This is a genomic window from Herbidospora yilanensis, from assembly GCF_001570565.1.
GTDB classification, from domain to species: Bacteria; Actinomycetota; Actinomycetes; order Streptosporangiales; family Streptosporangiaceae; genus Herbidospora; species Herbidospora yilanensis.
In genome coordinates this window covers 159,416-183,232 of record NZ_BBXE01000016.1, presented here as the reverse complement: position 1 = coordinate 183,232, position 23,817 = coordinate 159,416, and the positions used below count along the sequence as shown (strand labels likewise).

Here is a 23,817-nt window from a genome sequence, read left to right as displayed (position 1 = left end):
GTGCTGCCGGAGCACACCCCGGAGCCGCGATCGGAAGCAGACGGAACGCTGGAGGGGCTGTCAGGCGCCCAGACCACGCGACTGCTCCGCCGTCGCGGGCTCGGCCGATCGTCCCAGCAGCCGCCGGACGGTCATCACCACATCCTCGTCGTCGATCAGATAGACCACGTGACGGCCCTCACGGCGCGAACGCACCAGCCCGGCCAGCTTCAGCTTGGCGAGATGCTGGCTGACCGCGGGCAACGCGCCACCGACCCGCTCGGCGAGGCTGCTCACATCGCATTCGCCCTGCGCGAGCACCCAGATGATGTGCAGCCGCGCGGGGGCGGCCAGCAGTCCGAACAGGGCGGCCGCCTCGTGAAGCGCCTGCGGGGTGGGGTCGGCCGCCACGTCCCGTCCTCTCGATACGTCCCGGACAATGCAGCCACGGTACGTCATCTCACTTTCCTTTGAATTGCCCACTTGCGCAATACGGCAATCGACATAGGGTGGCTACCGACAGAACGAGTGCAGGTTCCACCCCGCCCGAGGAGCTGGCGCATGGAGATCACCGGATTCGTCACCGCGATCGTCATCGGCATCGTCATCGGCGCACTGGGCAGGCTCGTCCTCCCCGGCCGCCAGCACCTGCCGATCTGGCTGACCATCGTCGTCGGCATCGCCGCCGCCCTCGTCGGCACCGCCGTCGCCGGCGTGCTGGGCGTGGCGGACACCAGGGGCGTCGACTGGATCGAGCTCGCCGTCCAGATCGGGCTCGCCGCCCTGGGCGTCTCCGTCGCGGAAGGCCTGTACGCCAGGCGCAAACGCTGACGATCGTCACACGATTCGAGAGAGGAAACCGTGATCTTCAAACGCATGCTCGGCGCCTTCGGCGTCGGCGGCCCCACCGTGGACACCGTCCTGGCCGACGGGCGGGTGGAACCGGGTGGGCTGCTGACAGGAGAGGTCCGCCTGAAGGGCGGCGACTTCGACGCCGACATCGAGCACGTCACGCTCGGCCTCGTCGCACGGGTGGAGCTGGAGCACGGCGACGGCGAGCATGAAGGACTGGGCGAGTTCCTCCGGTTTCAGGTCTCCGGCCCGCTGACCCTCCGCCAAGGAGAGGAGCGCGCCCTGACCTTCCAGGTGAGCCTGCCGTGGGAGCTGCCCGTCACCGAGATCGCGGGCCGGCACCTGACGGGAATGGCGCTGGGCGTCCGGACCGAGGTGGCGATCGCCAAGGCCGTCGACAAGGGCGACCTCGACCCGCTCTCGGTCGTGCCGCTGCCGTCCCAGGCCCGCGTGCTCCAGGCCTTCGCGCAACTCGGCTTCCACTTCCGCTCCGCGGACCTGGAGGTGGGGCGGCTGTTCGGCGTCAGCCAGGAACTGCCGTTCTACCAGGAGATCGAGTTCTACCCGCCCGCCCAGCACGCCGGGATCGTCAACGAGGTCGAGCTGACCTTCGTCGCCGCCCCCCACGGCCTGGAGATCATCCTGGAGGCCGACAAGCGCGGAGGCGGCTACTCGGGCGACGCCGTCGGCCGCTTCCAGCTCAGCCATGACCAGGTCCTGCACACCGACTGGGCAAGCGAGATCGACCGCTGGCTCCACGGCCTCTCGCGGCACGGATTCGCCGGGCACGGGACGTACCCGGGCTACGAACAGCACGGCGGTCACCACGAGCACGGCGGTCACCAGGGCGGTCACCACGAGCATCGTGAGGGGCCCGGCTGGGGAGCCGTCGCCGCGGCCGGCGCGGCGGGTCTGGTCGGCGGCTTCGTGGTGGCGGAAGTCGCCGAGGAGATCTTCGGAGAAGAAGAAGCAGAAGAAGACTGACCGCAGAAACGAGGAGCCGCGTAGTGGAGTCCGGGGCCGGGCACCGTGGTCTTCATCTGGGCGAGAAGCGGTTGAGGTCGGCGGCGGTGGAGACGACCGCCCCGGCCGCTCGTTCGTGAATGAGCCGCCGCGGCCCGCATCGCGGGCCAAGGCCCGCCCGCCGGGACGGCCTCACCTCGAAGATCAGACACGACGTGATCAACACCCGCCTCACTTGCCGTGACTTCAAGATCACAAGCTGTAACGTTTCCGTGGAGTTGATCTAGGAGAACGGAGCACGTCTTGATGTCACAACGGCGCACGTCCGCCTTCGCCGCCGCCCTGCTCACCCTGGTGACCGCCGCGGCGGCCCAGGTCATGGCCGCCGGAACCGCGGACGCGGCCCCGTCCACGCGGACCAAGGCGGCGTCCTGTGTACGGCAGGGCCAGGCGAACTACCCGGTGAACTACTACTGGAAGAACGTCATCGGCATGCAGCTCGGCAACGGCAACGTGGCCGTGAACACCACGCCGGCGCTCTGGGGCGGCCAGATCGCGCCGGGCTCGACCTTCACCCTCCGCCTGGCGCACAGCACCGCCAAGTGGCCGCTCCTCGTGCGCAGCTACACCACCAGTTGGGACATCTCCACACTGCTGGCCAACGCCGACGTCGTGAGCCAGTCGGGCCCCGGCACCATCAGCGGCAACACGCTGACGATCCCGTCGTCCGGCACCAAGACCGACCCCGCGCCCAAGGTCATCACCTTCCGCGTCAAGCCCGGCACCGTCGGCCGGAGCATGACCATCCGCCCGAGCGGCATCAGCAGCGTCATCGCCTTCCCCGGCCAGCTCGGCGGCAACACCCCGGCACCCCCGATCCAGATCGTCAACGGCGGCACCATCTCGCCGACCACCGCCGTCAACGACACGATCACAACCCCGCAGGACACCCCGGTCACCATCCCGGTCCTGACCAACGACACGGGTGCCGGAGCGACGATCACCTCCATCGGCACCCCCGCCCACGGCACCGCGACGATCACCGGCAGCACGATCGTCTACACCCCGCCGGCGGGCCGCAGCGGCACCGACACCTTCACCTACACGATCAGCACGGCCTGCGGCACCAGCACCGCGACCGTCACGGTCGTCGTCACCTGCGTCACCAACCCGATCGGCCTGGCCAACAGCAGCTTCGAGGCCCCGCCCGTCGCCACGGCCCGCTGGGACATCCCCGACGCGTCCACCAACCCTGCCGCCGGCTGGCGCACCACCGCCACCGACGGGTTCCTGGAGATCTGGCGCAGCGGCTACCAGGGCGTGCCCGCCGCCGACGGCCAGCAGTTCGCCGAACTCAACGCCACCCAGCCCTCCACCCTCTACCAGGACGTGCCCACCGTGCCCGGCACCGTCATGACCTGGTCGATCTGGCACCGCGGCCGCGCCGGCACCGACGTCATGCAGGTGCTCATCGGCGCACCGGGCGCGACCGTGGCCCAGACCCCCGACGGGGCGACCTCACCCAACATCGCCACCGACAACACCGCCTGGCGCCAGTACACCGGCACCTACACGGTCCCGGCCGGCCAGACCACGACCCGGTTCTCCTTCCGCGCCGTCTCCTCTGCGGGCGGCGGCGCGTTCGGCAACTTCCTCGACGGCATCGTCTTCCAGACACCGCCCTGCCAGCCGATGCAGTAGCCGCCACGAGTGGCCCGGGACCATCCGGGCCACTCGTTCCGTGGCCCACACCATCCACCACGCCGACAGTCCCGCAGCCTGCCGAACCCAACTTCGCACGCCACTCTGCGCAGCGGTGACCTGCTCATCCACACTGCTCGCCGCCCCGCCGGCTGACGGCGGCAGCAACCCCTCATCCCCGTTGAGCTCGCTCACCCGGCCGCCCTCACCACCGTGCCCACAGCGCTTCCCTGCCCCTCGCCGCACGAACATGGGCTCTTGCGTGTACGCCTCCGTGACACAGCCAGCGTTCACCGGCATGTCAGCAGATCCACGGACTTATCGTCTTTGGAGGGGCAATCGCTTCGACCTGGACTGCACTTGACCGGCATCACACATGCACCCTGCGACGCAGAAGACCGATCAGGCTTGTGACGGCCGTGCGCATTGACCACCCCCGCCCAGTCACATCCATTCGTGTTTCATAGGCGAACAACGATGCCGACCAGTCGGCGATCGAGAATCTACTGACAGGTCAATCGGCACGGTTGAGTAGATGTCTGGCCCAGCCAGTGGATAAACGCCGCAGGTTCCATATGCAAGTTCGGACGTCGGCATGGACGCAGACCCACGGCCGGAATACGCGCTTCTCTCAGGGACAAGAATTCGAGCAAAGCGAGATCCATCCGAGCGAAGCGAGGCCCTGCCAGGGAGCGCGAGGGGCGGAGCCCTTCGCAAGGGAGCACAGCGACCCCGGCGCGAAAGCGACGCAGGGCCGCGAAGCGGCCAGGGGGAGCGCGAGGGGGCGAAAGCCCCTTCCGCATCGGGGGGTTCGGGGGGTCGTCCCCCCGTAGAGGACCGAGAAGGACTTGTGAAAGCCGCCCCGAAGGGGCGTCGACCACAAGTCATTCGAAGGTGGAGCCTAGGAGATTCGAACTCCTGACATCCTGCTTGCAAAGCAGGCGCTCTGCCAGCTGAGCTAAGGCCCCGATTGCGCCCGCACCAAGCAGACGTCGCTACACCGTAGCAAGGATCTCAACGTGCCCGCCACTCACCGGACGGCAGCCACGTCGCTCCCCATGACAACGCCCGGGAAATCGGCAATCGACTCCAGAATGTGGGTGGCCCCGCCGGCGGTCAGCCGATCACGGCTGTGCACCCCCGTCAGCACTCCGGCCACCACGGAGGCCCCCGCGCGCCGCGCGGAGAGCATGTCGCTCTCGGTGTCGCCGGCGACGGCGACCTCGCGGACGTCCTCGATTCCCAGCTTCATGACGGCGGTGAGGATCATGTCCGGGTAGGGCCGTCCACGTCCGCAGTCTTCGGGCGAAAGGGCGAGGTCGACGCGGTCGTACCAGCCGAGGGCGCCCAGGATGCGGCCCATCGTGCCGCGGGAGAACCCGGTCACGAGGGCGATCTTGATCCCGGCCCCGCGGAGCTTCTCGAGCGCTTCGACGGTCCCGAGGAGCGGCGTGACGCCGGCACGCTCGATGGACCCCTCGTAGGAGCGCTCGAAGGTCAGGTTGGCGGCCTGAGCCTGCGCCTCGTTGTCGGGGAAGATGCCCCGGAATACGTCGATCTTGGGGCATCCCCGGGACCGGTGCACATGCACCATCGCGCGTGCGTACGCGCTGGTCCCGGGGACGATTCCCTGTGTCGCGATCGACTCGGCGAACGCCCGTTCGACCAGGGCGATGTCGCCGATCGTGGTGCCCGCCAGGTCGAGGCAGGCCAGCTTGATCACGAAGATCAGTTCTCGCTGCCGGTCGCCTCGGTCCAGAGGTCGAGCTCGGCCCGATCGGCCTGGACCTTACGCCAGAACAGCAGGCCAACGACGGCAACGATGGCAAGAAGGAGCAGCTTCTTCATAGTGATGACCCCATTTCCCGGGTGAGACAAACGCCCGGTTCCGCCCCCGGGCCGCGCGCCGAATACAACACTTTATCCCCCCGAGGATTTCAGCCGCGAAAGCCGTACCGAGGGGGGCTCTGCTATCAGCGAAAGAGACGAGACCCCAGGTGAGCCACGAGCTTAGCCCCGCACGAACTCCTGCGTCAGCCCACTCCGGCCCCGCCGGAGGCACCGCGAATCCCGCCGATACCGGCTCCCACACTCCCACAGTCGACCACCCGATCGGCACCGAACCGGCTCTTCCAGGACAACCGACAGGCGCCCGCGCCCGTACGAGCCGGCCTCACAGGAACCCGCTCTCAGCCACATCAACCGCGAGGGGGACTTCCGCACAGGTCCGGACCCGCCATGCCATAGCCAAGAGGCAACCTCCCGGCCTCAGAGCCAGCTGAGGTACGAACCTCGCTTCGCCGGAGTTACCAGTAAGCGGCAACCTTGGTGACAAATGCCAGCTCCCGAACAACTCGGCCCGATCCCGCCCGCGAGAACCGCACCGAGAACTCTTCCCAACGCGTGTCTCTCCGCCGGCGATGAGCCGGAACGCCTCAGCCTCGCGACAACCCCACGGTCAGCCGCACCGTAGTCCCCTCAGGCGCCGTGCTCACCACGATCGTCGTCAGCCGACGCATCAGCCACAACCCTCGCCCGCCCGTAGGCGTCCGGGACGGCCCGCCCGCGATTCCCGGCCCCCCGTCCGACACCTCGCACAACACCCGGTCGTCTTCGCACCACAACCGCAGCACCCGCGGTGACTGCGCATAGCGCATCGCGTTGGTCACCGCCTCATGGACGGCGAGCACGAAATCGTCGAGCCCCACCCCCGACAGCCCGACCGCTCCCGCGCAGTCGTGCACGCTGCGCCGGACCGAGGGCACGGCCATCTGGTCGAGGTCGAGGGAAAGGAGGAGGTCGTTCGCCACTGGCATCGCCTCCCGGGGTTTCGACTACCGCCCAGCCTAGGCCAGTTGACGCCCGATCTCGGCGAGCATCTTCTCCTGATCGTTGACCAGCCGGCGGGCGAGGTCGGCCGTCGGGAAGTGGTCGCCGACCGCGAGCACGATGCGGCCGATCGTCATGCCGGATTCCAGGTGCCGCGACATGATGCCGTACCAGGTGTTGTCGAAGGCCTGCCCGGTGAGGCCCTGTAGTTTCGCGAACTCCGCGTCGGTGACGTTCCCGGGGCCGATGGGGCGGGCGCCGCCGGGGGGTTCGGGGATCTCCCAGGTGGAGAGCCAGCTCGCCATCATCTGCAGGTCCGCCGGTCCCTGCGCCCTGATCTCGGCCGAGGCCGTCTTGATCCAGTCGCTGTACGCCCGTCCTTTGGCCATCTCGGCGAGCTGCAGCGTCTGCCGGTGGTGGGGAATCATCTCCAGGGAGAACCGCACGTCAGGATCCGCTGGATCCGTACCGGAACAGGCGACGACCAGCATCAGTACGAGGCCGGTCGCCAATAGCCGAATCGCGCTCATCAGCGGGAGGTACGCGTGATGACCCGGCCAGGTTCAGGTTCTACGGTGGAAACGCCAAACGAGGGAAGATGGAGCGGGTGTGGACACGATCAAGCGTGAACGGGAACTCGATCTCCGCCAGTTGCTCGCCGGCCTGACGGCGGTCCGCGACGGCGACTTCGGCACCCGGCTCCCCACCGACGACGGCGACGGCCTGCTGAAGGAGATCGCGACCGTCTTCAACGGCATGGTCGACCAGCTCTCCCTGTTCACCAGCGAGGTGACCCGCGTCGCCCGCGAGGTCGGCACGGAGGGCCAGCTCGGCGGTCAGGCCGACGTGCCGGGCGTCTCCGGCACCTGGAAAGACCTCACCGACTCCGTGAACGCCATGGCGGGCAACCTGACCGACCAGGTGCGCGACATCGCCCAGGTGGCCACGGCGGTGGCGAAGGGCGACCTGTCCAGGAAGATCACCGTGGACGTCCGGGGCGAGATCCTGGAGCTGAAGAACACCCTCAACACGATGGTCGACCAGCTTTCGAGCTTCGCCGACGAGGTCACCCGCGTCGCCCGCGAGGTCGGCACCGACGGACGCCTCGGCGGCCAGGCCGACGTGAAAGGCGTCTCCGGCACCTGGCGCGACCTCACCGACTCCGTCAACTTCATGGCCGGCAACCTCACCGACCAGGTGCGGTCGATCGCCCAGGTCACCACGGCGGTCGCGAAGGGCGACCTGTCGCAGAAGATCACCGTCGACGCCCGGGGCGAGATCCTCGAACTGAAGAACACCATCAACACGATGGTCGACCAGCTCAGCTCGTTCGCCGACGAGGTCACCCGCGTCGCCCGCGAGGTCGGCACCGACGGACGCCTCGGCGGCCAGGCCGACGTGAAAGGCGTCTCCGGCACCTGGCGCGACCTCACCGACTCGGTCAACTACATGGCCGGCAACCTCACCGACCAGGTCCGCAACATCTCCCAGGTGGCCACGGCGGTGGCCCGGGGCGACCTCTCCCAGAAGATCACCGTCTCCGCGCGCGGCGAGATCCTGGAGCTCAAGAACACCCTGAACACGATGGTCGACCAGCTCAGCTCGTTCGCCGACGAGGTGACCCGAGTCGCCCGCGAGGTCGGCACCGAAGGGCGGCTGGGCGGCCAGGCCGATGTGAAGGGCGTGTCCGGCACCTGGAAGGCCCTCACCGAGTCGGTCAACGTCATGGCCGACAACCTCACCGCCCAGGTCCGCTCCATCGCCGAGGTCACGACGGCGGTCGCCAAGGGCGACCTGACCCAGAAGATCCGCGTCGACGCCCGCGGCGAGATCATGGAGCTCAAGGAAACCATCAACACGATGGTCGACCAGCTCAGCGCCTTCGCCGACGAGGTCACCCGCGTCGCCCGCGAGGTCGGCACCGAGGGGAACCTGGGCGGCCAGGCCACCGTGCGGGGCGTGTCGGGAACGTGGAAGGACCTGACCGACAACGTCAACGTGATGGCGTCCAACCTGACCAGTCAGGTGCGGTCGATCGCCCAGGTCGCCACGGCGGTGGCCCGGGGCGACCTCAGTCAGAAGATCACCATCGAGGCCCGGGGCGAGGTGGAGGCTCTGGCCGCGACCCTGAACCGGATGGTCGACACGCTGAGCGCCTTCGCCGACGAGGTCACCCGCGTGGCCCGCGAGGTGGGCACCGAGGGCCAGTTGGGCGGCCAGGCCCGCGTGCCCAACGTGGCCGGCACGTGGAAGGACCTCACCGACAACGTCAACTCGATGGCCAACAACCTCACCAATCAGGTGCGGAACATCGCCCAGGTCACCACGGCGGTGGCGCAGGGCGACCTGACCAGGAAGATCGACGTCGACGCCCGGGGCGAGATCCTCGAACTGAAGACCACCATCAACACGATGGTCGACCAGCTCTCCAGCTTCGCCGCCGAGGTCACCCGCGTCGCCCGCGAGGTCGGTTCGGAAGGCCGGCTCGGCGGCCAGGCCGAGGTCGAGGGTGTCTCCGGCACGTGGAAGCGCCTCACCGAGAACGTCAACGAGCTGGCCGGGAACCTGACCCGCCAGGTGCGCGCCATCGCCGAGGTGACCAGCGCCGTGACGTCGGGTGACCTGACCCGGTCGATCACCGTCGACGCCTCCGGCGAGGTCGCCGAGTTGAAGGACAACATCAACTCGATGGTGAAGTCGCTCCGCGAGACGACGCTCGCCAACCAGCAGCAAGACTGGCTGAAGACCAACCTGGCCGGCATCTCGGGCCTGACCCAGGGCCACCGCGACCTCGCGGTGGTGGCCGAACTCGTCATGAACGAACTGGCCCCGCTGGTCAACGCCCAATACGGCACCTTCCTCCTGGTCGAGGAGACCGGCACCCTCCAGGTGGTCGGCAGTTACGGCCACCGCGACCACGACCGCCGGTTCGAGTTCGGCGAGTCCCTCGTCGGCCAGGCCGCGGTGGCGAAGCAGCCGATCCTGGTGGAGGACATCGCCCCCGGCTACCTGACGATCTCCTCCAGCCTCGGCGCGGCCGGCCCGGTCAACCTGATCGTGTTGCCGATCGTGGTGGAAGACCAGGTCCTGGGCGTGATCGAGCTGGCCAGCCTCAGCCGCTTCACCGCGATCCACCGCACGTTCCTGAGCCAGCTCGTCGAGACGATCGGCGTGAACGTCAACACGATCGTCGCCAACGCGCGCACCGACACCCTGCTGGTCGAGTCGCAGCGTCTGGCCACCGAGCTCCAGGTCCGGCAGGAGGAACTCCAGCGCTCCAACGCCGAGCTTGAGGAGAAGGCCGAGCTGCTGGCCCAGCAGAACCGCGACATCGAGACGAAGAACAGCGAGATCGAGCAGGCCCGCCAGGAGCTCGAAGACCGGGCCCAGCAGCTCGCGCTGGCGTCCAAGTACAAGAGCGAGTTCCTCGCCAACATGAGCCACGAGCTGCGTACACCCCTGAACTCGCTGCTCATCCTGGCCCAGTTGCTCGCGCAGAACCCGGCCCGCAATCTCACCGCCAAGCAGGTCGAGTACGCCAACGTCATCCACTCGGCCGGCACCGACCTGCTCCAGCTCATCAACGACATCCTCGACCTGTCGAAGATCGAGGCCGGGAAGATGAACATCACGCTGGAGGCCATGCCGCTGCGGCAGTTGCTCGACTACGTCGAGGCGACCTTCCGGCCGCTGACCACCGAGAAGGGCCTGCGCTTCGACGTCGTCGTGGGGCCCGACGTGCCGACCCATCTGCTCATGGACGAGCAGCGTCTCCGCCAGGTGCTCAGGAATCTCCTGTCGAACGCGATCAAGTTCACCGAACGCGGCTCGGTGGAGCTGCGGATCGAGCGTTCGCAGAACGACATGCTGGCCTTCCACGTCGTCGACACCGGCATCGGCATCGCCGAGGGCAACCTGTCGCAGATCTTCGACGCCTTCCAGCAGGCCGACGGCACCACGAGCCGCCGCTACGGCGGCACCGGGCTGGGCCTGTCGATCAGCCGCGAGATCGCGGCGCTGCTCGACGGCGAGATCAGGGCGATCAGCAGGCTCGGCGAAGGGTCGACGTTCAGCCTGTTCATCCCGCTGGCCGAGGCGATGCCGCTGAGCCAGCCGCCGCGCCTCGATCCGCCGCGGCGGATCGCGCAGATCCCGCTCACCCGCGAGGGCCGCCACCTGCTGGTGGTCGAGTCGCGCCCGAACGGCCTGCTGGCCCAGCTCGCCGAGTCGGTGGTCGCCGATCTGGGCGAGTCGCACGGCCCGGTCTGGGTGTCGACGGCCAACGACCCCGACACGGCGATGACCGCGCTGATGCAGGGCGGATATCAGTGCATCGTGCTCGATCTCGGCATGCCGCAAGACGCCGCCGCCGAGTTCCTGCGCCGCCTCGACGAGCACCACGCCCTGCGGGAGCTCCCGATCCTGGCCCACCACACGCGGACCCTGACCCGCCCGCAGGAGAACCTGCTCCAGGGCCGGTCGAACACCCAGCCGCTGGAGCGCCTGCCCAGCCTCGACGAGCTGCGCGAACGCATCACGCTCCACCTGACCGCCCAGGACCCCGGCGCGGTGTTGCCGCTGGTGGAGGCGAGCCCCGACGAGCGTCCACAGGCTGTGGAAAACGTCGACACCGGCCTGGTCGGCCGGAAGGTCCTGGTGGTGGACGACGACGTCCGCAACGTCTTCGCGCTGACCAACATCCTGGAACTGCACGGAATGCAGGTGTTGTACGCCGAGAACGGCCGCAAGGGCATCGAGGTGCTGGCCCGCCATGAAGACGTCGACCTCGTCCTGATGGACATCATGATGCCCGAGATGGACGGCTACGCCGCCACGGCCGCCATCCGCAAGATGCCCCGCTTCGCCAACCTGCCGATCATCGCGGTCACCGCCAAGGCCATGCACGGCGACCGTGAGAAGACCCTGTCGGCGGGCGCCAGCGACTACGTCACCAAGCCCGTCGACGCCGAAGAGCTGATCACCCGCATGCAGCAGTGGCTGGAGTTCTAGGTGCGGGTGCCGGTTGGTCATCAGTAGAGTGACGTCCATGTCGAGCCCCGAGTCGGACACTGTGGGGGCTTTCGGTCACGCCGTCAGCCCCCTGAACCACTGAGCTTCTAGCCTCCCGCCCGCCGCCGTATGCGTGGGCGGCTGTTCGGGTACCCCATCGGGCTGGCCGTGGTGACGAGACGCCTTCTGTCCGTTCCTTGCCTCGGAGTAACTCGATGGCCCCTGCTCTCTATCTGCTTGCCCTCGCGGTCTTCGCCATGGGTACCTCGGAGTTCATGCTCGCCGGCCTCGTGCCGGACATCGCCACCAGCCCCGATGTCTCGGTCGGGACCGCCGGACTGCTCACTTCGGCCTTCGCGGTCGGGATGATCGTCGGCGCGCCCGTCATGGCTGCCTTTGCCCGTCGGTGGCCCGCACGGACCGTGCTCCTTGGATGCGTGGTGATCTTCGCTCTCTGCCACGTCGTCGCCGCGAGCACCCCGTCCTTCTCCGTGCTGTTCGCCACCCGTGTCTTGGCCGCGGTTGCCAACGCCGGCTTCTTGGCGGTCGCGCTCAGCACCGCAACCGGTCTTGTGGCCCCGGACCAGAAGGGGCGTGCCCTGGCGGTCCTCCTGTCCGGTACGACGATCGCCACCGTCGCAGGCGTCCCTGCGGGCGCACTGCTCGGCACCGCGTTGGGGTGGCGAGCGACGTTCTGGGCGGTCGCGCTGGTGTGCGTCCCCGCGGCAGTCGGAATCCTCACCAGGGTCCGCCCCCCTACGGAGCCGGCACCGGAAGGGTCGCACGCCGGTGCGTCTCTGGCTTTCGAGCTCGCCCAGCTTCGAGCGCCCCGAGTGCTCATGACAATGTTGCTCGGAGCGTTGGTCAATGGCGGCACCTTCGCCGCCTTCACCTTCCTCGCACCCGTCGTGACCGAGACCGCCGGATTGGATGAGGTGTGGGTGCCGCTGGCCCTCGTGCTGTTCGGCATCGGATCCTTCGTCGGAGTCACCACTGCCGGGCGGCTCTCCGACCGCCACCCTCGTCGGATTCTCGGCGTAGCCTCTCCCCTCCTGCTCTTGGGGTGGCTGGCTCTCGCACTCGTCGCGACACACCCTGTGCTGCTGCTGATCCTGGTCTTCGTCCAGGGCATCTTGGCGTTCGCGGTGGGAAGCACCCTGATCGCGCGCGTGCTCTATGCGGCGTCAGCAGCGCCCACCATGGGTGGTTCCTACGCGACCGCCGCGCTCAACATCGGAGCCGCCGCCGGCCCGGCGATCGCGGCCGTAGCGTTGTCGGGTTCCCGTGACCTGGGGCCTGTGTGGGTGGCTTCCGTCCTGACCGGGATCGCCGTGCTCATGTTGCTTCCATCGCTGGGGCTGATCGCGCCACGGAACCAGAGTGCCGAGGTCGTCGGGTGACTCACGCGAATGCTCCGCTGAGCGTCGAGCGATCGCTCACGTCGCAGCCGAGATGGGCATCTAGGGAAGGGTCATCCGGAACAACGCGCCGCGCGGGCTGTCCTCGATCGTCAGCGTGCCGCCGTGGGCGACGACGATCTCGCGCGCGATGGCGAGCCCGAGCCCGGCCCCACCGGCGTCGCGGTCGCGGGCCTCGTCGAGCCGGGTGAACCGGTGGAAGACGGTCTCCCGGTGCTCCGCCGGGATGCCCGGCCCGTCGTCGAGCACTTCGAGCACGGGGCCGGGCACGACGCGTACGGAGATCGACTCTTCGCGGTGCCGCACGGCGTTGGCGATCAGGTTCGTGATCACTCGGGTGAGCTGGGCGGGGGAGCCCTGCACCACGACGCCGGGTGCGATGTCCAGATTCGTCGGTACGGGCGTGCGCAGCGCCTCCTCCGTCGCGAGTTGCCCCAGGTCGACCTCCTGGAGGCGCAGCGGCTCACCGGCGTCGAGCCGCGCCAGCACCAGCAGGTCGGCGGCGAGCGACTGGAGCCGGGTGACGTCGGTCAGCGACTCCTTGGCCAGCGCGGGGGCGTCGCGTTCGCCGATCTCCAGCCGGGTGCGCAGGGTGGCGATCGGGCTGCGCAGCTCGTGCGCGGCGTCGGCGACGAAACGTTTGTGCAGGCCGACGGCGGTCTCCAGCCGGTCGAGGGTGCCGTTGACGGTCTTGGCCAGGGCGGCGATCTCGTCACGGGCTCGCGATTCCGGCACCCGCTGGTGCAGGTCGCGGGCGGTGATGTCGGCCAGTTTCGCGCGGATCGCCGACACCGGCGCGAGCGCCCGGCCGACCGAGAACCAGGTCAGCGCGGCCACCATGGCCAGCAGCAGCGGGATCCCGATGACGAGCACCCAGGTGAGGGTGCCCAGCGCCATCTGGGTCGGCCACAGTGACGCCCGGACCGAGACCGTGGTCGTCGCGTCGAGCGCCCGGGTGGCGGTGACGTATCCGTCGTCGGCGGCCGCGGTGCCCATGGGCAACGCCGGATCGAGCTGCCCGACGATCACGTTCGGGTCGGTGATCGCGATCGTGCCGCCGACCGGCCTGGTGACCCCGGTCGAGCCGCCGATCGGCTCCCCCGGCTCGGTGACCACGAGCGTGCCGGCGCCGGTGACCGCCGCGTCCACCCTGTTGAACACGATCGGCCCGAGCGGGGCGGCCGGGGCGGCCATCAGCGTCGCGACCTGGTCGGCCCGGCGGCCCGCCTCGGCGGCGGTGCCGGTGACCAGGCTGGTCCGCAGCACCCCGACCAGCACGGCGGCGGCGACGCCGAGCGCGACCGCCACGATGACGGTGACCGTCACGGTGGCGCGCAGGCGCACCGACCAGCCGCTCATGATTCCAGCCGGTAACCGGCGCCCCGGACGGTGACCAGGGACGTCCGGCCGAACGGCGCGTCGATCTTCCGGCGCAGCGCGCTGACGTAGACCTCGATGATGCTCGGATCGCCGTCGTACGCGAAATCCCACGCCTGCGCCAGCAGGTCGGCCTTGGAGACGACCTCACCCGGACGTCTGGCCAGCGCGTGCAGCACGGCGAACTCCTTGGGCGTGAGGGCGATGTCGGCCTCACCCCGGCGGCAGCGCAACCCGGCCGGGTCGACGACCAGGTCCCCCACGGTCAGCGCGACCGGCCGGGCCGCCTTGCCACGCCGGACCAGCGCGCGGAGCCGGGCCAGCAGGACCACATAGGAGAACGGTTTCGACAGGAAGTCGTCGGCGCCGGTGTCGAGCGCCTCCGCCTCGTCGTATTCGCCGTCCTTGGCGGTGAGGATCATGATCGGGGTCCAGTTGCCGTCGTCGCGGAGACGGCGGCAGACGGCGTAGCCGTTGAGCCGGGGGAGCATCACGTCGAGCACGATCGCGTCGTAGTCGTGTTCCCCCGCCAGCCACAGGCCCTCGGCGCCGTCGTGCGCGACGTCGACCGCGAACCCTTCGTCGGCCAGCCCCGACTTCACCAGGTCGGCCAGACGCCGTTCGTCCTCCACCAGCAGCACGCGCATGCGGCCAGCCTGGCAAAGAGCACCTAAAGCCAACCTGAAGAGCCGGTCTTCAGGCTGGCTTCAGGTACCCGCCGCCAGTGTGGCTGATCAACCGAACGAAGGAGATGTTCCACGTGAAACACCGCCGCCTGGCCCTGACCGGCCTCCTGGCCCTGGCCGTGACCTTCGGCGTGACCGGCGCTGCCAACGCCACCGACGACGCTCCGATCCTCAAGCCGGTCGCGGGCACCCTCGTGTGCACGGCCGGGGGCGAGGGCGTCGAGATCAAGGAAGGCGTCGTCACCATCGACGGCAAGAAGGTGGCCAGCCTCTCCGTCACCAAGGCGATCCCGGCGATGCCCGGCGAGCCCGGCGAGCAGGGTGAGACCGCGGCCGTCGCGCCGGCGGTTCCGTTGCCGCCCGGCGAGCCGGGCGACTTCGCCGGCACGGTGACCGTCGCACCCCTTCCCGAAGGTGACGCGGCGGCCCTGCCCGCGAAGCCGTTCCCCGGCAAGCCGGGAGAGGTGATCGAGTTCGGCAAGACGGAGGCCGCGATCCCGGCGGGCGAGGCGGGCGTCGAGGCGGCGCAGCCGACCTCCCCCGAGGGCCCGTCGTTCTCCAGCGACGGCCCCGAGGCCCCGGAGGGCGCCAAGGTCGTCTGCGTCTCCCGCGCGGTCCCGGCCAAGCCGGCCGCCCCCAAGGCGACCGACTAGGGCCGCATCTTCGGGACGAACCGGCCCGTCCGGGCCATGTAGGTGGTGAACGCCGCCCCGTGGACCCGGGCGAGGTAGGGCTCCTCGACCACCCGGACCTGGATCTCGACCGCCGCGACCAGCGACAGGAGAGCGGCGAGCGACACCCAGGTCGGCACCAGGAAGGGGAGCCCGATCAGGGCGACGACCATCGCGGTGAAGATCGGGTTCCGCACCAGCCCGAAGACGCCGGTGGTCACCAGGTCGGTGCGTTCGTCCGCGTCGACGCCGACGCGCCATGAGGCGCCCATGGCGTTCTGCGCGGCCAGGGTCAGGATCAGCCCGGCGACCGCGAACACGAGCCCGACGGCCATAGGCTCGACCGTCGCCGGGGTGATCCCGGCCAGTTCCAGGATCGGCGCGGCCACCGTGAGCGCGATGCTCAGGACGAAGAGCATCCCGCCCCACCAGCCGAGGCTGAGGACCGGCTCTCGGATGCCGACGAAGCCGGTGCTCCCGGTGGCCCGCCACTGGGCCCAGCTCCGATGACCGAAGGCCAGGGCCAGGCCCAGGCCGTAGATCACCAACGCGGGGAGGCTCATTCTTCACGCCGGTGGACGGGTCCGTGGGGGTCGGCGCAGTGGCCGTCGCCGATGGAGAGCACGTCGGGGTGGGCGTGGTCGACCTGGAGGGTGGTGTGCTCGATCCCGTACGCGTCATGGACCAGCTTCTCGGCCGCCAGCCGGGCGGCGTGGCAGTCGGCGCCGGGGTTGACGAGGATGTGCGCCGAGAGGGCGGCGTAGCCGGAGGTGACCTCCCAGATGTGCAGGTCGTGCACCTCGACGACGTCGGGGATGCCGGCCAGCCGGCGCCCGGTCTCGGCGGGGTTGAGGCCCACGGGGGCGGCCTCCATGAAGACCCGGCCGGCGTCGCGCACGAGCCCCCACCCCGCCTTGACCATCAGCAGGGCGACGACCAGGGCGGCCACGGCGTCGGCGCGGGTCCAGCCGGTGTAGTAGACGACGAGACCGGCGATCGTGGTCGCGATGAAGGCGAACAGGTCGTTGAGGATGTGCTGGTAGGCGCCTTCGACGTTGAGGCGCGACCGGTCGGCCCGGCGCAGCAGCCAGGTCGCGATCAGGTTGATCACGATGCCCGCGAGGCCCGTGAAGACGACGAAGAGGCCCTCGACCTCGGGAGGGAAGATGAGCCGCCGCACGCCTTCGTACACGAAGAAGGCGGCGAGCAGCAGCAGGGTGATGCCGTTGAGCTGCGCCGAGATGATCTCGGCGCGCTTCAGGCCGTAGGTGAAGCCGCCGCGCGGCGGGCGGGCGGCGATCCGCATGGCGACCAGGGCGAAGAAGATGGCGAAGGCGTCGGTCAGCATGTGACCGGCGTCGGTGATCAGGGCCAGCGATCCGGCGACGAAGCCGATCACCACCTCGACGGCCATGAAGGCGACGATGAGCGCCAGCGCCGCGCTCAGGTAACGCCGGTCGGCGTCCTGCGAGACGGCGTGGCCGTGCCCGTGATCACTCACTTGTCTTCCCATCGTGTCGCATGTGGGTGATGGCCAGGTCGAACAGCAGCCGCACGTGGGAGTCGGCCAGTTGGTAGTAGGCCATCCGGCCGGCCCGCCGCACCTTCACCACCCGGTGGCTGCGCAACAGCCGCAGTGCGTGGGAGGCCGCCGACATGCTCTGCCCGGTGGCCGCCGCCAGGTCGCACACGCACATCTCGCCGCCTTCGAGCAGGGCGGCCAGCAGCCGGAGCCGCCCGGGATCGGAGAGCAGCCCGAACACCTCGGAAAGGTCGCCGACCAGGCCGTCGTCGGGCATCACGGAACGGACGTGGGCCACCCGCTCGGCGTCGACGCACGCGTCGGGGGCGATCGCCACTGCGACATTTGAACGATTATTCATATGTCGATGTTAAAACAAGCGGGCCGTCCCCCGGAAGGGGGACGGCCCGCGGTTGGTTGTGGACTACCCGTCAGAAGCGGTTGTAGTAACCGCCGAGCTGGTCTCGGTAGAGCGGGTCCTTGAAGGTCGTCTCGTCGTACTCGGGAGCGTCCTTGATCTCTTCCTTCGTACGCGCGACGAAGACCTTCTGCTCCTGCGGATCGATCTCGGTGACCGTGCCGGCAGGCAGGACGACCTTCTTACCGAAGATCCACGGACCGGTGTCGACGACGAGGTAGCTCTCGCCCACCTCATAGTTCGACTCGTCCACTGAGCCGATCTTTCCGTCTGTCGCCTCGACCGTGAATCCGGTCACGTCCAGGGTCCTGGTGGGATCCTGTACGCCCTGACGGTAGGTCCAGAGGTTGTCGTTCGGCTGCATACGCCTTCGCTCTCCTTTGTGGGGGTTGCGGTTGTGGCACTCCTCCTACTGCCCGGCCGGACCGCGCCAAACATGCCGTTTCGCGGCTATCGTCCAGGGCAACCCCTGACTGGAAGGGGGCGAACACCATGACAGAACCCGATGACCAGCGCATTCAGGATGTGGATCTCGACGCGGAGGACCTGGTCGAAGACACCGATCACCCGATCGGCCTCGACGACGACCCCGACGACGACTCCCTCGACCGGCGGCTGGCGGCCGAGGAGCCCGAGGCCCATCTCCACCACGCCCGCGAGGAGCGCGAGGGGGCCGGGCGGCTCGTCGACCCCGACGAAGGCGCACGTGAGGACGTGGACAACGAATTGGTCGGCGATGACGCCGGAGAGGACGGCGGGCGTTACTCGGCCGAGGAGGCGGCGATGCGGGTGGAACGGGATATGTGATCTAAGCCACAAATTCAGAAAAGTCGAGTCATGATCCGCGCCGGTGAGTCTCGTCCCATACCATCCGTTAGAACCGAGGCTCCAGGCGCGAAGGAGAACGACGTGACTTCCGAGGAGCGGGCCCCTGCCGGAATCGACCCGTCGGTTCCGAGCGTGGCCCGGATCTACGACTACTGGCTCGGCGGCAAGGACAACTTCGCGTCCGACCGCGCGGCGGCCGAGAAGTTATTGGAGTTCGTGCCCGACGCTCGGGAGATGTGCCGGGAGAACCGGGCCTTCCTCACCAGGACGGTCTCACTGCTCGCCGGTGAGGGCGTCGATCAGTTCGTCGACATCGGCAGCGGTCTGCCCACCCAGGACAACACCCACCAGGTGGCGCAGCGCGTCAATCCCGAGGCGAAGGTCGTCTACGTCGACAACGACCCCATCGTGCTGGTGCACGGCCGGGCGCTGCTCGAGGACAACCCGAACACCCGGGTCGCGAACGGGGATCTGCGCAAACCGGAGGCCCTGCTGGCCGACCCCGAGGTGACGGAGTTCATCGATTTCAGCCGGCCGGTGGCCGTGTTGTTGTTGTCGATCCTGCACTTCGTCCACGACGACGACGAGGCCATGGCGATCATGACGGAGATCCGGTCGAAGCTCGCGCCCGGCAGCTACGTGGTGCTGACCCACGCCTTCGCCGGCGAGATCGGCGACGACAAACTCGAGTCGGTGCAGGAGATCTACGCGAAGACCGCTCCCGGCGGCCTGACCGCACGCACCCGGGCCCAGATCGCGAGTTACTTCGAGGGTATGGAGGTCGTCGAACCCGGAATCGTGCCCAGCGAGGCCTGGCGCCCCGACGTTCCGTGGGACGTTCCGGTCGACTTCACCAAACACAGCGTGCTCGGAGTGGTCGCGCGGGTGCGCTAGGCCATGACCAGGTGCTCGGGTGCGCGGTGCGGGGTCGCGACCGTGCAGTCGGGCATCAGCAGACCGGTGTCCTCGAACAGCACGACGCCATTGCACAGCAGGCTCCAGCCCTGTTCGGGGTGGGCCGCCACGACGTGGGCGGACGAACGGTCTGATGCGTAAGCGGACGGACAGTGCGGCTGGTGCTGACACATGATGGGCACCTTCTCCCCAGGTGGTGCGGCTTGTTGTTCGATCTGGCTCAGTAGGGCAGGAGACGACCTGACGGAGTACGAAGGTCGAGGCTCGGCCTGGGCGCCTTCGGCGGCTTCGGCCGGATGCGGATCTGCTTCATCCTCATCACGATCCTTTAGCTGTAGGTCGGACCGACTCGGACGTGCACCCCTTCATCATCTCAACCGCGACCGACAGATTCCTCGTCTTTTTGCGGGTTCGGGATGCTTCTCCGGGCTGACATGCGGCCCACGGACTTATCGCTTCAATCGTGCTGACGGATGACCTTCAGGTCGTAAAGGTTCAACTCTCTTGTCGATCAAAGCCAGGCGACTCGCGGCGGTGGCCGCGTCCCTCGTGATCGTCGCTTCCGGTCTTGCCGTTCGGGCGGTCTTCGAGGGACCTTTCGCCAAATACTGCGGCACTTCGTTGTACTCATCCTTTATAACCACTTTTGCCCTTGCATGGTTCCCGCGGACACGACCTTTTGTCGCCGCTGGAGCCTCGGTGATCTTCTGCTGGGCCGTCGAGTTCACGCAGCTCACCCCCCTTCTCGCGGAACTCGCGGCCCGATTCCCCGTGTCCGCAGTGGTTTTCGGAACCACCTTCAATTTTCCTGATCTTCTTTGGTACGTCGTCGGCGCCCTCGCGGCGGCCGGATTTTTTACCTGGCTGGAGCAGAAGAATTCGAGGGCAAAGGATTGCGATCGTCGACGATCTTTGACCCGAGCCCCGAAGGCCACCAGATCCGGTCTCCGGCGTCGATCGTGAGTGCCGTCAGGAGCACCGACCTGACCACGAACGTGTCGAGCAGAACGCCGAAGGCGACGATGAATCCGATTTCGGCCAGCACCACCAGAGGCAGCACGCCCAGGACGGCGAAGGTCGCGGCGAGCACCACCCCGGCCGAGGTGATGACCCCGCCGGTGGCCGACAACGCGATCAGCGCGGCCTTCCTGGTGCCGTGTTCCGCGGTCTCCTCGCGGACGCGGGTGATCAGGAAGATGTTGTAGTCGACCCCCACGGCCACAAGGAAGACGAACGCCAGGAGGGGCACGCCTGTTTCCGTCGCGGCGAACCCGAAGACGTGCGTGAAGATCAGGCCCGACACCCCCAGCGTGGCCGCGAACGAGAGCACGACCGTGGCGATGACCAGCAGCGGCGCGACCACGGCGCGGAGCAGGATGCCGAGGATGACCACGATCACGACCAGGATGAGCGGGATGATCAGCCGGGCGTCGTGTTCCGAGGCGAGTTCGGCGTCGAGGGCCTCGGCGACGGTGCCGCCGACCTGCGCGCCGGGGATCTCGCGGAGACGCTCGACGACCGCCGGGTCCTTGACCGAGCCGTTGATGAGCGCGTTCGGGCCGGCCACGACCGGCTCGGCGACCGACGACACGCCGGGGTCGGCGTCCAGGGCGGCCCTGACCTGCGCGGCCTGGGCGGCGGGGGCGATGACGACCAGCGAGCCGTCCTGGGTGGCGGGGAAGTTCGCGGCGAGCAGTTCGGCGCCGATGACGGAGTCGGGGCGGCCCCGGTAGGTGTCGGCGTCGGCCAGGGGGCCGATGGTGATCACGCTCAGCGTCGCGGCCATGCCGGCCAGCACGACCGTGGTGACGATCCAGGTCCGCCGGGGGCGGCGTTGGACCGCCGTGCCGATGCGGGTCCAGATCCCGGCCGAGGCCTCCGCGGTGCCGTACCGGGGAATCCGGGGCCAGAAGACCCCACGCGGGACCAGCACCAGCAGGGCGGGCAGCAGCGTCAACATGGCGACCAGCGCGCAGACCACCCCGGCCGCGCAGACCGGCCCGAGGCCGCGGGTGGCGCTCTGGTCGGCGGCGAGCAGGCAGAGCAGGGCCGCGACGACGGTGGCGGCGCTGGCCACGATGGCGGGCGCGGCCCGCTTCCAGGCCACGGTCATGGCCGTGACCCGGTTCTCGTGCCGGGTGAGTTCCTCGCGGTAGCGGGCCACGAGCAGCAGGGCGTAGTCGGTGGCGATGCCGAAGACCAGCACCAGCAGGATGCCGCCGCTCTGCCCGCTGACGGTGAAGTCGGCGTAGCGCGCCAGCAGGTAGGCGCCCGCCTGGGCGCTGACCAGCGCCGCCCCGGCGGAGAAGAAGGGGATGAGCCAGAGCAGCGGGCCCCGGTAGGTGAGCAGCAGGACGACGATGACCACGATCGAGGTCGCGATGAGCAGCGTCAGGTCGATGGAGCCGAACACCTCGATGGCGTCGGCGCTCTGCCCGGCCGGGCCGGTCACGTAGGCGTCCGGCCCGGCGAGTTCCCTGAGCCGGTCGACCTCGGCGGTCAGCGACTCCAGGTCACCACCCTCCAGCGGCACCACCGCCCGCACGACGTTCCCCGCCGCCTCCGCCCGGGGGAAACGTTCGCGGACCTCCTCGACCGCCTTGTCCTCCCAGACGATGATCGCCGGGATCCGGCCGCCCTGGGCGAAGGCCCGCCTGGCCTGCTCGACCTGGGTCGACTCGGCGCTCGCCGGCAGATAGGCCGAGGGGTCGTTGTTCCTGACCTCGTCGAGCTTCCCGCTCAACATCCCGGCTCCGGCCAGCAACACCAGCCAGACCGCCAACGTCAGCCACGCCCGTTTCATCGTGCTCTCCTCTTCAAAGCTAAGGGACCTTAGCATCAACTTCGCGGGACCGACCGCTGCGGTTGCATCGGAGAATCGTTCTTATGGACGACCTGCCCACCTGGCCCACCGGACGCCTGCTGCTGGTCGCCGCCCGGCTGGTCGAACGCGAGTGGAACCATGTCCTGGCCGGCCACGGGCTGACCCACGCCGGGTTCCTGGTGCTGCACACCCTGGCAGAAGGACCACTGGCCCAGCGGGAACTCGCCGCCCGCACCTACGTCGAGGAGCAGACCATCGGCCCGGTGCTCGAACGCCTCGAACGCGCCGGCCACGTCACCAGGGAGCGCGACCCGGCCGACCGCCGCCGCATGGTGGTGACCAGGAGCACGTCGGGCTCGGAGGTGTACGACGCCCTCATGGCCGCCGACGCCGCGGAGTCGATCATCCACGTCCGGAATCGCGGAGCGTTTCGTGACGACCTGATGAGGATCATCACCTCGATCCGCCCGGCGTAGGGCGGATCGAGGTGGTCGCTCACCCGCGTTCTGCCGTGCTGAAGTAGAGCGAGATCGCGAACGGGCGGTCGGTGTCCTCGACGACCCGTTCGGCGGCCAGGTCGAGGCCGGCCTGGAAGAACCGGTTCAGGCGGCGTGCCTCCGGCCACGGGTGCACGCTGACCAGCGTGGCCTCCGGCCCGAGCAGCCCGCAGAGCCGCGCCGACGCCTCCTCCAGCCGGCTGCCGAGGTAATAGAGGGTCTCCGAGCAGACGACGAGGTCGTAGTGCCCGGTCAGCGAGAACAGGTCACTCTGGAGAAAGCGCACCGACGGCGCGTTGCGGCGAGCCCGGGTCAGGGCGGTCTCGGAGATGTCGACGCCGGTGACCTCGGCGCCGGGGCGGGCGGCGGCCAGCATGCCGGTGAAGACGCCCTCGCTGCACCCCACGTCGATGATCGTGCGGTAGCTCCGGTCGGGCAGCGCCTTCAGGGTCTCCTCGTACTTGCGCTGCTCATAAGGGCTCGACGCGAGGAGCCAGGGGTCGGGGCTGCGGTGCCACCAGTCGAAGTAGCGACGGAGGACGAGCGACTGCCCGTAGGGGGTCAGCATCGAGATCGTCCGGAAGAGGGTGCGGTGGAGCAGGTCGGGGAGCTGGGCCAATGCGCTTCCTCTCGAAGGGGATGTAAAAAAAACTAGACACGATGTACAAGTTGCTTTACCTTCAAATCATGACAATGCTTGAGAAACGGGCCTGGACTTACATGCTCGTCGCCCTCGTCACTTACGGCGGTTACGTCGTCGTGATTCTCAGCCGTAAAGGCGACGGATCACTGATCGGCGTCGACTACGTACCCGTCCTGCTGTGGTCACTGGGTATCTCCGTCACCGTGTCGATCGTCGTCGGCATCGTGACGGGCATGATCGGCGACCGGAGCACCCGCACCGACGTCCGCGACCGGGAGATCGACCAGCTCGGCGACCGCGTCGGGCAGGCGTTCACGGTGCTCGGCGCGCTCGGCGCGTTCGTGCTCGCGCTGACCGAGGCGCCCTACTTCTGGATCGCGAACACGATCTACCTGGGGTTCGCGCTGTCGATGATCGTCGGCTCGCTCGCCAAGGTCGTCGCGTACCGGCAGGGCGGGTTCCAGCAGTGGTGAAACCCACGAAGGTCACCAACTCGATCCGCGCGCTGCGCTTCGCCAACGGGGAGATGACCCAGGCGGAGCTCGCCGACCGGCTCGGGGTCACCCGGCAGACCGTCATCGCCATCGAGGCGGGTCGCTACTCGCCCTCGCTGGAGATGGCCTTCCAGATCGCCCGTGTTTTCAACGTCTCCTTGGAAGAGGTGTTCCAGTACCCGTGAAAGCC

General features: G+C 68.7%; 26 protein-coding genes and 1 tRNA gene. 12 read left to right on the top strand and 15 right to left on the bottom strand.

All coding sequences use genetic code 11. The features are described 5' to 3' along the window. Positions 1-60: 60 nt before the first annotated feature. Positions 61-390, bottom strand: coding sequence for an ArsR/SmtB family transcription factor (locus tag AW273_RS08910; protein WP_232327212.1), 330 nt, complete (start codon positions 388-390; stop codon positions 61-63). Between the two features lie 150 nt (positions 391-540). Between AW273_RS08910 and AW273_RS08905 the strand changes: the two genes are divergently transcribed. The 3 genes from AW273_RS08905 (at position 541) to AW273_RS39060 (ending at position 3,495) form a co-directional block, all read left to right on the top strand. Further along, entirely contained in the window at positions 541-810 is a 270-nt protein-coding gene (locus tag AW273_RS08905; protein WP_062347077.1) for a GlsB/YeaQ/YmgE family stress response membrane protein, read from the top strand. Positions 811-840: 30 nt separating this feature from the next. Continuing rightward, on the top strand, positions 841-1,815 hold the full coding sequence (locus tag AW273_RS08900) for a sporulation protein (protein ID WP_062347075.1): 975 nt from the start codon (positions 841-843) through the stop codon (positions 1,813-1,815). 285 nt (positions 1,816-2,100) lie between these two features. Continuing rightward, positions 2,101-3,495, top strand: a complete 1,395-nt coding sequence (locus AW273_RS39060) for an Ig-like domain-containing protein (RefSeq protein WP_062347073.1) — start codon at positions 2,101-2,103, stop codon at positions 3,493-3,495. Positions 3,496-4,390: 895 nt separating this feature from the next. On the opposite strand, the gene AW273_RS08890 is transcribed toward AW273_RS39060, so the two are convergent. The 5 genes from AW273_RS08890 to AW273_RS08875 form a co-directional block, all read right to left on the bottom strand. Beyond that, a tRNA-Ala gene (locus AW273_RS08890) sits at positions 4,391-4,463 on the bottom strand. Between the two features lie 62 nt (positions 4,464-4,525). Beyond that, complete coding sequence (locus tag AW273_RS08885) at positions 4,526-5,218, bottom strand: HAD-IA family hydrolase (RefSeq protein WP_063909891.1); 693 nt, start codon at positions 5,216-5,218, stop codon at positions 4,526-4,528. A 5-nt stretch (positions 5,219-5,223) separates the two neighbouring features. Beyond that, a complete protein-coding gene (locus AW273_RS38480; RefSeq protein ID WP_212735470.1) occupies positions 5,224-5,343 on the bottom strand; it encodes a DLW-39 family protein in 120 nt (39 codons plus the stop codon). 587 nt (positions 5,344-5,930) lie between these two features. Next, positions 5,931-6,305: an ATP-binding protein gene (locus tag AW273_RS08880; protein WP_198168061.1), complete on the bottom strand. Its 375-nt coding sequence runs from the start codon at positions 6,303-6,305 to the stop codon at positions 5,931-5,933. Positions 6,306-6,341: 36 nt separating this feature from the next. Further along, complete coding sequence (locus tag AW273_RS08875; RefSeq protein WP_083949620.1) at positions 6,342-6,854, bottom strand: DUF305 domain-containing protein; 513 nt, start codon at positions 6,852-6,854, stop codon at positions 6,342-6,344. Between the two features lie 367 nt (positions 6,855-7,221). Here AW273_RS08875 and AW273_RS08870 point away from each other — a divergent pair, with 367 nt between their 5' ends. Together AW273_RS08870 and AW273_RS08865 are read left to right on the top strand one after the other, a co-directional pair. Further along, positions 7,222-11,334: a HAMP domain-containing protein gene (locus AW273_RS08870; RefSeq protein ID WP_439648622.1), complete on the top strand. Its 4,113-nt coding sequence runs from the start codon at positions 7,222-7,224 to the stop codon at positions 11,332-11,334. A 215-nt stretch (positions 11,335-11,549) separates the two neighbouring features. Further along, positions 11,550-12,734 carry a Cmx/CmrA family chloramphenicol efflux MFS transporter gene (locus tag AW273_RS08865; protein ID WP_062347066.1) on the top strand — a complete coding sequence of 395 codons (1,185 nt, stop codon included), beginning with the start codon at positions 11,550-11,552 and terminating at the stop codon, positions 12,732-12,734. A gap of 60 nt (positions 12,735-12,794) precedes the next feature. Here the strand turns inward: AW273_RS08865 and AW273_RS08860 are convergent, their stop codons facing one another. Continuing rightward, complete coding sequence (locus AW273_RS08860) at positions 12,795-14,111, bottom strand: sensor histidine kinase (protein WP_062347064.1); 1,317 nt, start codon at positions 14,109-14,111, stop codon at positions 12,795-12,797. After that, on the bottom strand, positions 14,108-14,776 hold the full coding sequence (locus tag AW273_RS08855; protein WP_062347062.1) for a response regulator transcription factor: 669 nt from the start codon (positions 14,774-14,776) through the stop codon (positions 14,108-14,110). The genes AW273_RS08860 and AW273_RS08855 overlap by 4 nt, the downstream gene beginning before the upstream one ends. A 113-nt stretch (positions 14,777-14,889) precedes the next feature. Here AW273_RS08855 and AW273_RS08850 point away from each other — a divergent pair, with 113 nt between their 5' ends. Further along, a complete protein-coding gene (locus AW273_RS08850; protein ID WP_157555649.1) occupies positions 14,890-15,468 on the top strand; it encodes a hypothetical protein in 579 nt (192 codons plus the stop codon). On the opposite strand, the gene AW273_RS08845 is transcribed toward AW273_RS08850, so the two are convergent. The 4 genes from AW273_RS08845 to AW273_RS08830 form a co-directional block, all read right to left on the bottom strand. Continuing rightward, the gene (locus AW273_RS08845) at positions 15,465-16,049 is read right to left on the bottom strand and encodes a methyltransferase family protein (RefSeq protein ID WP_062347058.1); all 585 of its coding nucleotides are present in this window, start codon (positions 16,047-16,049) and stop codon (positions 15,465-15,467) included. The genes AW273_RS08850 and AW273_RS08845 overlap by 4 nt on opposite strands. Next, positions 16,046-16,987, bottom strand: a complete 942-nt coding sequence (locus AW273_RS08840; protein ID WP_232327210.1) for a cation diffusion facilitator family transporter — start codon at positions 16,985-16,987, stop codon at positions 16,046-16,048. Before AW273_RS08840 ends, AW273_RS08845 begins: the two co-directional genes overlap by 4 nt. Then, positions 16,980-17,345: an ArsR/SmtB family transcription factor gene (locus AW273_RS08835; RefSeq protein ID WP_232327208.1), complete on the bottom strand. Its 366-nt coding sequence runs from the start codon at positions 17,343-17,345 to the stop codon at positions 16,980-16,982. The genes AW273_RS08840 and AW273_RS08835 overlap by 8 nt, the downstream gene beginning before the upstream one ends. Positions 17,346-17,439: 94 nt before the next feature. Beyond that, complete coding sequence (locus AW273_RS08830; protein ID WP_062347054.1) at positions 17,440-17,790, bottom strand: hypothetical protein; 351 nt, start codon at positions 17,788-17,790, stop codon at positions 17,440-17,442. A gap of 128 nt (positions 17,791-17,918) precedes the next feature. Here AW273_RS08830 and AW273_RS08825 point away from each other — a divergent pair, with 128 nt between their 5' ends. Together AW273_RS08825 and AW273_RS08820 are read left to right on the top strand one after the other, a co-directional pair. Beyond that, complete coding sequence (locus AW273_RS08825; protein WP_083949618.1) at positions 17,919-18,233, top strand: DUF5709 domain-containing protein; 315 nt, start codon at positions 17,919-17,921, stop codon at positions 18,231-18,233. Between the two features lie 102 nt (positions 18,234-18,335). Continuing rightward, the gene (locus AW273_RS08820) at positions 18,336-19,148 is read left to right on the top strand and encodes an SAM-dependent methyltransferase (protein WP_062347050.1); all 813 of its coding nucleotides are present in this window, start codon (positions 18,336-18,338) and stop codon (positions 19,146-19,148) included. Here AW273_RS08820 and AW273_RS08815 read toward each other — a convergent pair. Next, positions 19,145-19,342, bottom strand: coding sequence for a DUF5999 family protein (locus AW273_RS08815; RefSeq protein ID WP_062347380.1), 198 nt, complete (start codon positions 19,340-19,342; stop codon positions 19,145-19,147). The genes AW273_RS08820 and AW273_RS08815 overlap by 4 nt on opposite strands. 361 nt (positions 19,343-19,703) lie before the next feature. On the opposite strand from AW273_RS08815, the gene AW273_RS39295 reads away from it, so the two are divergent. Further along, positions 19,704-20,132 (top strand): ribosomal maturation YjgA family protein, encoded by a 429-nt coding sequence (locus AW273_RS39295; RefSeq protein ID WP_369409036.1) that lies wholly within the window; start codon positions 19,704-19,706, stop codon positions 20,130-20,132. Here AW273_RS39295 and AW273_RS08810 read toward each other — a convergent pair. Further along, on the bottom strand, positions 20,026-21,972 hold the full coding sequence (locus tag AW273_RS08810) for an MMPL family transporter (RefSeq protein WP_062347049.1): 1,947 nt from the start codon (positions 21,970-21,972) through the stop codon (positions 20,026-20,028). The two genes, AW273_RS39295 and AW273_RS08810, sit on opposite strands and share 107 nt — an antisense overlap. Positions 21,973-22,055: 83 nt before the next feature. On the opposite strand from AW273_RS08810, the gene AW273_RS08805 reads away from it, so the two are divergent. Continuing rightward, on the top strand, positions 22,056-22,469 hold the full coding sequence (locus AW273_RS08805) for a MarR family winged helix-turn-helix transcriptional regulator (RefSeq protein WP_062347047.1): 414 nt from the start codon (positions 22,056-22,058) through the stop codon (positions 22,467-22,469). Positions 22,470-22,488: 19 nt separating this feature from the next. Here AW273_RS08805 and AW273_RS08800 read toward each other — a convergent pair whose 3' ends face one another. Further along, the gene (locus AW273_RS08800) at positions 22,489-23,109 is read right to left on the bottom strand and encodes a class I SAM-dependent methyltransferase (protein WP_062347045.1); all 621 of its coding nucleotides are present in this window, start codon (positions 23,107-23,109) and stop codon (positions 22,489-22,491) included. A gap of 68 nt (positions 23,110-23,177) precedes the next feature. Between AW273_RS08800 and AW273_RS08795 the strand changes: the two genes are divergently transcribed. Both AW273_RS08795 and AW273_RS08790 read left to right on the top strand, forming a co-directional pair. Then, the gene (locus AW273_RS08795) at positions 23,178-23,606 is read left to right on the top strand and encodes a hypothetical protein (RefSeq protein ID WP_062347043.1); all 429 of its coding nucleotides are present in this window, start codon (positions 23,178-23,180) and stop codon (positions 23,604-23,606) included. After that, a complete protein-coding gene (locus AW273_RS08790) occupies positions 23,600-23,812 on the top strand; it encodes a helix-turn-helix transcriptional regulator (protein WP_062347038.1) in 213 nt (70 codons plus the stop codon). The genes AW273_RS08795 and AW273_RS08790 overlap by 7 nt, the downstream gene beginning before the upstream one ends. Positions 23,813-23,817: the final 5 nt, after the last annotated feature.

What these genes read in the sequence shown, in the direction of transcription:
- AW273_RS08805 (WP_062347047.1), top strand. Translation starts at nt 22,056, where the DNA reads ATGGACGACCTGCCCACCTGGCCCACCGGACGCCTGCTGCTGGTCGCC.
- AW273_RS08865 (WP_062347066.1), top strand. Translation starts at nt 11,550, where the DNA reads ATGGCCCCTGCTCTCTATCTGCTTGCCCTCGCGGTCTTCGCCATGGGT.
- AW273_RS38480 (WP_212735470.1), bottom strand. Translation starts at nt 5,343, where the DNA reads ATGAAGAAGCTGCTCCTTCTTGCCATCGTTGCCGTCGTTGGCCTGCTG.
- AW273_RS08845 (WP_062347058.1), bottom strand. Translation starts at nt 16,049, where the DNA reads ATGAGCCTCCCCGCGTTGGTGATCTACGGCCTGGGCCTGGCCCTGGCC.
- AW273_RS08875 (WP_083949620.1), bottom strand. Translation starts at nt 6,854, where the DNA reads ATGAGCGCGATTCGGCTATTGGCGACCGGCCTCGTACTGATGCTGGTC.
- AW273_RS08905 (WP_062347077.1), top strand. Translation starts at nt 541, where the DNA reads ATGGAGATCACCGGATTCGTCACCGCGATCGTCATCGGCATCGTCATC.
- AW273_RS08825 (WP_083949618.1), top strand. Translation starts at nt 17,919, where the DNA reads ATGACAGAACCCGATGACCAGCGCATTCAGGATGTGGATCTCGACGCG.
- AW273_RS08860 (WP_062347064.1), bottom strand. Translation starts at nt 14,111, where the DNA reads ATGAGCGGCTGGTCGGTGCGCCTGCGCGCCACCGTGACGGTCACCGTC.
- AW273_RS08870 (WP_439648622.1), top strand. Translation starts at nt 7,222, where the DNA reads ATGGCGGGCAACCTGACCGACCAGGTGCGCGACATCGCCCAGGTGGCC.
- AW273_RS39060 (WP_062347073.1), top strand. Translation starts at nt 2,101, where the DNA reads ATGTCACAACGGCGCACGTCCGCCTTCGCCGCCGCCCTGCTCACCCTG.
- AW273_RS08855 (WP_062347062.1), bottom strand. Translation starts at nt 14,776, where the DNA reads ATGCGCGTGCTGCTGGTGGAGGACGAACGGCGTCTGGCCGACCTGGTG.
- AW273_RS08795 (WP_062347043.1), top strand. Translation starts at nt 23,178, where the DNA reads ATGACAATGCTTGAGAAACGGGCCTGGACTTACATGCTCGTCGCCCTC.
- AW273_RS08810 (WP_062347049.1), bottom strand. Translation starts at nt 21,972, where the DNA reads ATGAAACGGGCGTGGCTGACGTTGGCGGTCTGGCTGGTGTTGCTGGCC.
- AW273_RS08815 (WP_062347380.1), bottom strand. Translation starts at nt 19,342, where the DNA reads ATGTGTCAGCACCAGCCGCACTGTCCGTCCGCTTACGCATCAGACCGT.
- AW273_RS08830 (WP_062347054.1), bottom strand. Translation starts at nt 17,790, where the DNA reads ATGCAGCCGAACGACAACCTCTGGACCTACCGTCAGGGCGTACAGGAT.